Origin of the sequence: Cereibacter changlensis JA139 (genome assembly GCF_003034985.1) — a bacterium.
GTDB classification, from domain to species: Bacteria; Pseudomonadota; Alphaproteobacteria; order Rhodobacterales; family Rhodobacteraceae; genus Cereibacter; species Cereibacter changlensis.
The window spans coordinates 1-7,072 of record NZ_PZKG01000165.1 but is presented as its reverse complement, the minus strand read 5'-3'; the positions used below and the strand labels follow the sequence as shown (position 1 = coordinate 7,072).

Annotated in this window: 7 protein-coding genes and 1 other annotated feature; of the genes, 3 read left to right on the top strand and 4 right to left on the bottom strand. The window is 71.8% G+C overall.

The genetic code is table 11. The features are described 5' to 3' along the window. The coding region (locus tag C5F48_RS25335) for a CAP domain-containing protein (RefSeq protein WP_181247742.1) at positions 1-203 on the top strand (203 nt) is incomplete at its 5' end. Between the two features lie 24 nt (positions 204-227). Continuing rightward, positions 228-1,277 carry an FUSC family protein gene (locus C5F48_RS20500; protein WP_107665644.1) on the top strand — a complete coding sequence of 350 codons (1,050 nt, stop codon included), beginning with the start codon at positions 228-230 and terminating at the stop codon, positions 1,275-1,277. A gap of 344 nt (positions 1,278-1,621) precedes the next feature. After that, positions 1,622-1,679, bottom strand: a sequence feature (sul1 is cis-regulatory element that is thought to sense ions involved in sulfur or methionine metabolism; They are found in Alphaproteobacteria). 206 nt (positions 1,680-1,885) lie between these two features. Here the strand turns inward: C5F48_RS20500 and C5F48_RS20495 are convergent. Continuing rightward, positions 1,886-2,113 (bottom strand): hypothetical protein, encoded by a 228-nt coding sequence (locus tag C5F48_RS20495; RefSeq protein ID WP_107665643.1) that lies wholly within the window; start codon positions 2,111-2,113, stop codon positions 1,886-1,888. Positions 2,114-2,148: 35 nt separating this feature from the next. Beyond that, the gene (locus C5F48_RS20490; protein WP_107665642.1) at positions 2,149-3,444 is read right to left on the bottom strand and encodes a coiled-coil domain-containing protein; all 1,296 of its coding nucleotides are present in this window, start codon (positions 3,442-3,444) and stop codon (positions 2,149-2,151) included. A gap of 239 nt (positions 3,445-3,683) precedes the next feature. Here C5F48_RS20490 and C5F48_RS20485 point away from each other — a divergent pair, with 239 nt between their 5' ends. Continuing rightward, entirely contained in the window at positions 3,684-5,471 is a 1,788-nt protein-coding gene (locus tag C5F48_RS20485) for a YbhB/YbcL family Raf kinase inhibitor-like protein (RefSeq protein WP_170139589.1), read from the top strand. Positions 5,472-5,513: 42 nt separating this feature from the next. On the opposite strand, the gene C5F48_RS20480 is transcribed toward C5F48_RS20485, so the two are convergent. Next, positions 5,514-6,773: a cytochrome P450 gene (locus C5F48_RS20480; protein ID WP_107665640.1), complete on the bottom strand. Its 1,260-nt coding sequence runs from the start codon at positions 6,771-6,773 to the stop codon at positions 5,514-5,516. 116 nt (positions 6,774-6,889) lie between these two features. Next, positions 6,890-7,072: hypothetical protein (locus C5F48_RS25330; protein WP_181247741.1), on the bottom strand; the 183-nt coding region annotated here is incomplete at its 5' end.

The window sequence follows — 7,072 nt, the reverse complement described above, 5'->3', positions numbered from 1 at the left end:
GCCTCGCCGGCAGCTGCGGCGGCTGCGGCGCTCGCCTGTCGCGCGGCGACGCCGAGTCCTTCGTCGACGACTGGCTGGAGCAGGGGGCTTACCGCGACCGGCTGCTGGACCCGGACCTGACCCATTTTGGCTTCGTGCTGCGCGGCGACGGCGCGGGGCGCAAGGTCGCGCTCGCCCTGTCGGGGTCGGCGCGGGCGGAGTGACCGGCCTGATCTGCGGAGGAAAAGATGGACCGGCTGTGGGAGACGATCCGGGCCAACCGCCGGCACGCGCTGCGGGTCGGGTTGCAGACGGCGGCGGCGGTGCTCTGCGTCCATCTGGTGATGCAGCGGCTGGCGCCCGAGCAGCAGTCCTGGGCGGTGCTCTCGGCTCTGCTGACAATCGGCGCCAGCGCCGACGCCACGCTGCGCGCCGGGCTCGGCCGGATAGGCGGGGCGCTGATCGGGGCGGCGCTCGGGCTGATCTGCGTGGCTCTCCTGGGCAGCTCGACTCTCGCCGCCCTGCTCGTCGCCTCGGTGCTCGGCAATGCCGTCGGCGCGATCCGGGGCAGCCTTGGCTATGCCGCCGTGCTGGCGGCGATCATCGCGCTCGACCCCACGCCGGAGGGTGAAATGGCGCTGTCGCTCGCCGGCGCCATCGTCTTCGGCTCGGTGGCCGGCAGCCTTGCCAGCCTCATCGTCTGGCCGGTCTTCGGTCGCGACCGGGCGGCGCTGTCGCTGCAGCGCGCCTTGCGCGACTGCCGCAGCTTCCTCACGCTGATCGAACACGGCGTCGGCACCGACGACCGCGAGAACCGCGAGAAGGTCAACCTCTCCTTCCGCCGCAACATCAGCGACCTGCGCGACCGCATCGCCGAGACCCGCTTCACCGCCAGCCTGCCCAGCGGCGTCGGGCTGCACAGCGCGGCGGAGAGCGTCGAGGCCTTCTGGTATGCGCTCGTCGTGCTCGACCGGGTGGTGAGCGCCGAACGGCAGGACCTGCCCGCCGGCGCCGTCGAGCAGTTGCAGCCGGTGCTGGCCCGGCTGAGCTCCGAGACCAACCGGATCGTCGACGCCCTGCCGACGGTGACGGCGCCCGGGAAGGGCGAGCCGATCTCACCCGAACCGCTGCGCGACGCGGCGGGCGCCGCCCGCGACCGGGCGTGGAGCCTGACGGCCGGCACCGCCCGACAGGACCGCGCGCTGCAGGCGCTGATCTTCGCGCTGAACGAGATCGAGGAGTCGCTGCTGAAACTGCTGCAGGTGATGCAGCCGGAGGGGGAGCGCGCGCCGGATTGACCGCCGGCCACTGCGTGGAGCCTGACGGATAGGGCCGCGTGGCAGCTGCCCCCGCTCCAGGCGATGTTTCGCCCGGAACGTCATTGGGAGCTGTTGCCGGATCTGCTGACGGTTGGACAGCCCGAGGCGGAGGGTTGGCCGTGCCGTCACTGGCAAACCGTAAGGAGCCTGAGGACCGGGTTGCGCGGCATGACCGTTGCCCTCCACCTCGCCCGTGGAGCCGTCGTGCCGAACCGCTGATCCTGGCGCCAGACGCCCCGCGCGATCCCCGCCCTTGTGGCGGGGTGAGCGCAGGGCAGGGCGCGGGTGGCGTCAGCCCGATGGATGGTCGTGGTGATTTGAACGGTTGTCCGGCGGATCGGCGGTTGGAGGAGCCACCCGGGAGTCGAACCCGGGTCCAGTCGATGCAGCGGCCTCAGCCGAGAGACAGCGCAAAGCCAAGCACTCGCTTGAAGCCTACGCGCTAAGCTCCGCCACCTTGCCAAGAGGTTAACAGAAGCGGAAACCTCTAGCTAAATCAATGACATGCTCTCCGTTTCATGCGTGAAACGCACGGCCCCAGCAGTACCTCCCGGCGCAGGATCGCCCGTAGCGGGAAGGGCTCCGCCTCAGCTGTCGCCCTGCGCCAGACGCGAGGCCCGGAGGCGCCGTGTCTTGGCCTCCCGAGCCTCGTTCTCCTCTTCGATCAGCTGGCGCGCCGCCTCGGTGGTGGCGTCCGCCTTGCGCTGCCGCTCCGAGCGTGGCGGCTGCGCGCCGACATGGCTGCCTTCCGCCCCGGTCTGCGGCGCGCTGCGCATCATCCGCTCGAAGATGTCGAGGCTGGAGCCCGCCTCCATTGGCCGGCTCCGCTCGCTTCTGTCCCGGTTCTGGCTCATTGCTGCGGTTCGAGCGTCAGGCCGGTGAGCACGCAGGGCTCCTCGCCGGATTGCTCCAGCATCAAGCCCGCGTCCGACTGCACCACGCTGCAGGTCATCGGGAAGGGGGTGGTGCCGATATCGCCCTCGGCCTCGGACAGGGTCAGCTTGCCGGCCTCGGTCTCGTAGCTGCCGGCGACCTCCTCGCCCCGCGCCTCGTTGCGCAGCACGAAGCGGCCGTCCTCACCCAGGGTGACGGTCAGCGACCCGGCGGAATAAGCGCCCGGCGCCAGTTCGCCTTCCGCGACCGGCTGCGCGTCCTGCGACGCGGCAGCCTCATCCTGGCCCTCGGCGGGTGCCGAGGAGCCCTGCGTCGCAGCGGCCCCGTCCTCACCCTCGGCGGGGGAGCCCTGCGACGCGGGAGCCTCGTTCTCGCTCTCGGTCGGGGACCCCTGCGACGCAGCGGCCTCGCCCTCGGCGGCTGCCGGGGCCTCCTGGGACTGCAGCTCGCCGATGCGGTTCTCGACCTCGGCCAGCTGCTGGCTGCGCGCGGCCAGATCTTCGGACAGTCTCGTGACCATCTCCTGCACCGACTGGCGCTGCTCGGTCGCGGCGGCGTTGTCGGCGGCGAGGCTGTCGCGGCGTTCGGTCATGGCCTGCAGCTCCTGTGACAGCCCGTCCCGCTCGGCGGTGATCCGGTCCAGCTCGTCGGCCGCCGACGCAAGCGCGGCCTGCAGCGAGGCCTCGGCGTCGCGCGCCTCCTGCACCCGGGTCTCGGCCTCGGAGGATTCGGCGGTCAGACGCGCGGTCTCCTCGGTCAGCACCGACAGCTGCTCCTGCAGCTCGGCCTCGCTCTCGCGCGCCGCGGTCAGCCGCTCGCCGACATCGGCCAGCTCCTGCGTCCGCTCGGCCAAGCTCTGTTCCGCCTCGCTGCGGGCGGTGTCGAAGCCGGCGATCTCCTCGCGCAGCGGGGCCAGCTGCTGCTCGGTCCCGGCGAGATCGGCCTGCCGCTGCTCCAGATCGCTCTGGGCGGCGGCGGCCTGCTCCTGCAGACTGGCCAGCTGCTGCTGCTGCTCGGTCAGCCCGGCCTGGGCGCTGTCGCGCTCGGTGGTCAGCCGGTCGGTTTCTGTGGTCAGCGTCTCGACCTCGCCGCGCAGCGACTCCAGCGTGCCGACGGCCTGGTTCTGCTGCGCCAGCTCCGTCTCCAGACTGGAGCGCGCACTGAGCAGATAGAGCGCGAAGCCCCACCCGATGACGGCAACCACTGCCAGGAGGATGGGCACGGGCCCTTTGAACGTTCTGCCGTCACTCATCTGCGGGATCCTTTCACTACGGTCGGCCAGCCGCCCTCGGGGCGCCGGAACACGGAAGCTTCACGATGCGAACGCGAGGGCCGCGCGGGGGGTTCCCCCGCGTGAAGCGGTTTCTCCCGGAACCCGCGTGGAGGAGCCTGCCGCCGGTTTCCGCCCATGCGTCGCGGCGGGCCGGATCGGCAGGGAACGATTGCCGGTTCCGCCGGTTCACGGGCTTCCTTGGCCAGAGGAGCCGACAGATGCATCGTTCCGCCCTGTTCCTGACCATCCTGCCGATCGCCGCCACCTTCCCGCTTGCAGGGGTCGCCCAGCCGCAGGGCAGCATCGGGCTCTATTCCGACGCCACCGTGCAGGGCAGCATTCTCGAGCCGGAGCCGGTCACCGTCGAGGACGACGCCGAACTGGCGGGGCTCCTCTCGGCGCCGGAGGGCTTTTCGGTCGAGGTCTTCGCCCGCGATCTGAAGAACCCGCGCATGCTTGCGGTGTCGCAGGCCGGCAGGCTCTACGCCACGCGGCGCGATGTGGGCGACGTGATCCTGATCGAGGACGCCAATGGCGACGGCCGGGCCGAGGGTTTCCGCACCGTCGCCTCTCGGCCGGGCATGCATGGCATCGCCTTCGATGGCGAGACGGTCTTCCTCGTCACGGTGAACGATGTCTACCGGGCCGAGGTGGCGGAGGACGGCAGTTTCGGCGCGCTCACCCGGATCATCGACGACCTGCCCGACGGCGGCCAGCATCCGAACCGGACGCTGGCGGTTGGGCCGGACGGCAAGCTCTACATCTCCGCCGGCAGCACCTGCAACGCCTGCGCCGAGACCAGCGTGGAAAGCGCCACCCTGCTGCGCGCCGAACCCGATGGCTCCAGCCGCAGCATCTTCGCCAGCGGCCTGCGCAACACCATCGGCTTCGGCTGGCACCCGGAGACCGGCGTGCTCTGGGGCATGGATCACGGCATCGACTGGCTCGGCGACGAGGAGCAGATCGAGGAGCTGAACCGGATCGAGCAGGGCAAGTCCTATGGTTGGCCCTATGTCTACGGCATGGGCGAGCCCAACCCGCAGGACAACCCGCCGGCCGGTATCACGCTGGAGCAATGGGCCGCGATGTCGACCGACCCGGTGCTCGGCTACACCCCGCACGCCGCGCCGATGCAGATGGCCTTCCACCCCGGCGGCGGCTTCCCGGAAGAACATCGTGGTGACGCCTTCGTCGCGATGCGCGGCTCTTGGAACCGCCGCCCGCCCGCCGGCTACGAGGTGGTGCGGATCGACTTCGACGACGCGGGCGAGCCGCAGTCGGTGGAGCCCTTCCTGACCGGCTTCCTGCAGCAGCAGGAGGACGGTGGCTACGGTTTCCTCGGTCGCCTCGCCGGGGTGGCGGTGGCGCCCGATGGCGCGCTCTTCGTCGCGGATGACACGAACGGGGTGATCTACCGCGTCAGTCATTCCGATGCGGAGGGCGAGGCGGCGGCCGTCTCGCCGCCCGACACCGTGCCGCCGCCGGCGGAGTCGCAGGTGGCGACGGAGCTGGTGCAGGCCTCCGGCGACACGGCGCTGACCGTTTCCGCGCCCTTCGAGGCGGAGGGGATGATCCCGGAGCGTTTTTCCGCCGAGGGTGAGAACATCGCGCCGCCGCTGGAGTGGTCGGAGGGGCTGGAGGGCACCCAGTCCTACGTGCTGATCGTCGACGACCCCGACGCCGCGAGGCCGAAGCCCTTCACCCACTGGATCGCCTATGACATCCCCGCCGGGGTCCGCGCGCTGCGCGAGGGTCTGCCGACCGGGCCGCAGCTGACCGATCCCGAGGGGCTGAAGCAGGGCAGCAACAGCCGGGGTGCGACCGGCTGGACCGGGCCGAAGCCGCCGGTCGGCGATCCGGCCCATGCCTATCACTTCCAGCTCTTCGCGCTCGACACCGCCTCGCTCGGCCTCGATCCGGGTGCTGCGCGGGACGAGGTGCTGGCGGCGATGGAGGGCCATGTTCTGGCCGAAGGCAGCCTCATCGGGCGCTTCGCCCGCGAGTGATCCTGTTTCGACGGCGGGCCGCGGCGGGACGGCGCCGCGCCCTCAGTCCCCTGTGTCGGGGGCGGGGCCGGCGGGCAGGCGGCGGATGTTGGACAGGATCAGGTTGCGCGCCGGCCGGGTCGGCATGCGGTGCAGCGGCAGCGACAGATCCTGCGGCGGCACGTCGTAGCTCATCGCCTGCGTCAGCAGCCGGGCCGCCTCGCGCATGGTCGCCACCGTCAGGCGTTCGCCGGGGCAGCGATGGGTCTCCTCCGGGTCGCCCGCGCCCTGCGGGATAAAGCCGTGGTCGAGCCGCCGCCAGTCCAGCCCGCGCCCGGGATCGAAGACCTGCGGCTCGGGGAACAGCCGCGGGTCGTGCGTGGTGCCGTAGAGGTCGAGGATCACCCAGTCGCCCGCCGCGAAGCCGTGGTCGCGCCAGCGGAACGGCGCCTTCGCCACGCCGGCGACCAGCGGGAAGAACGGGTAGAGCCGCCGGACCTCCTCGACGAAGTACTGCCGCTCGCGGTCGGTCCCGTCCCGCAGCCGGGCGCGCCAGCCGGGATGGTCGTGCAGCGCCATGGCGGTGAACATGATGTAGCGGCCGATCGCCACGACGGGCCGGAGGATGTTGAGGAGCTCGACGACCGCGACCTCCGGGCTCAGCCTTTCGCCGTCATGATCGCGGTGCTCGATTATCGCCCGCAGCGGCGTCTCCCCGTCCGCGGCGCCTGCGCCCCGCGCCGCCTCGACCACGGCGCGCAGCCGGGCCTCGGTGCGGCGGCGGCGGGCGAGCGCGCCCAGGACCGCCGGCCCGACGCTGCCGGCGTTCTCGATCATCGAGGTCAGCTCGCGCGGTTCCAGCTGCGGCACGCCGACCCAGCTGCAGACGGCGCGGGTCAGGATGCGGTTCACCTCGTCATGCAGCACGATCTCTGGCCGGGCGGTCCAGTGCTCCAGCGCGGCGAGCCATTCCTCGCGGAACAGGGCGAGGAAATCCCGTTCGGCCGTGTCGTCGGTCAGCAGCCGGAGGAACAGCGCCTTGCGCTGGCGATGCGCCGCGCCCTCCAGCGACTGCACGCTGCCCTTGTCCTGCAGCAGCCGCATCGTGGTCGGCGGCATCGCCCCCCGCCGCCGGGTGAAGCGGTCGGGGTGGTAGAAGACCCGGGCCGCCTCCTCGCCGCGCAGGCAGGTGGCGCGACGCAGCATCAGCCGGGTGTGGAAGGCATCGGTCCCCAGACGGTCGCAGCGGTTGGAGATGAAGCCGTAACCCTCGCGCAGGAAGGGCAGGGTCTGGTCGAAGCCGGGCAACTGCGGAATGGTCATGGCGTCCTTCCCCGATGCGCCGGGGCGCAATCGCGGCGCTCCGGCGTCCTGTCGCTTCGGCAACCGGTGGGGCGCTTGCATGTTCCCGGCAGGCCCCCCGCCGGGCTCTGCCTGCCTCAGGGCGTTTCCGCGCGCCGGCCGAGCTGCGGCAGGGTGGGCGCGCGCACCGGGAAGTCCAGCCGGTAGCGCGTCCCCTGACCCTCCAGCCTGACGAGGGTCGCCTCAGCCTGCGCCAGCAGCCCCTCGAGGATACGCAACCCCGACCGGCGGTCGGTCGCCGTCGGCGCCCCGATCCCGTC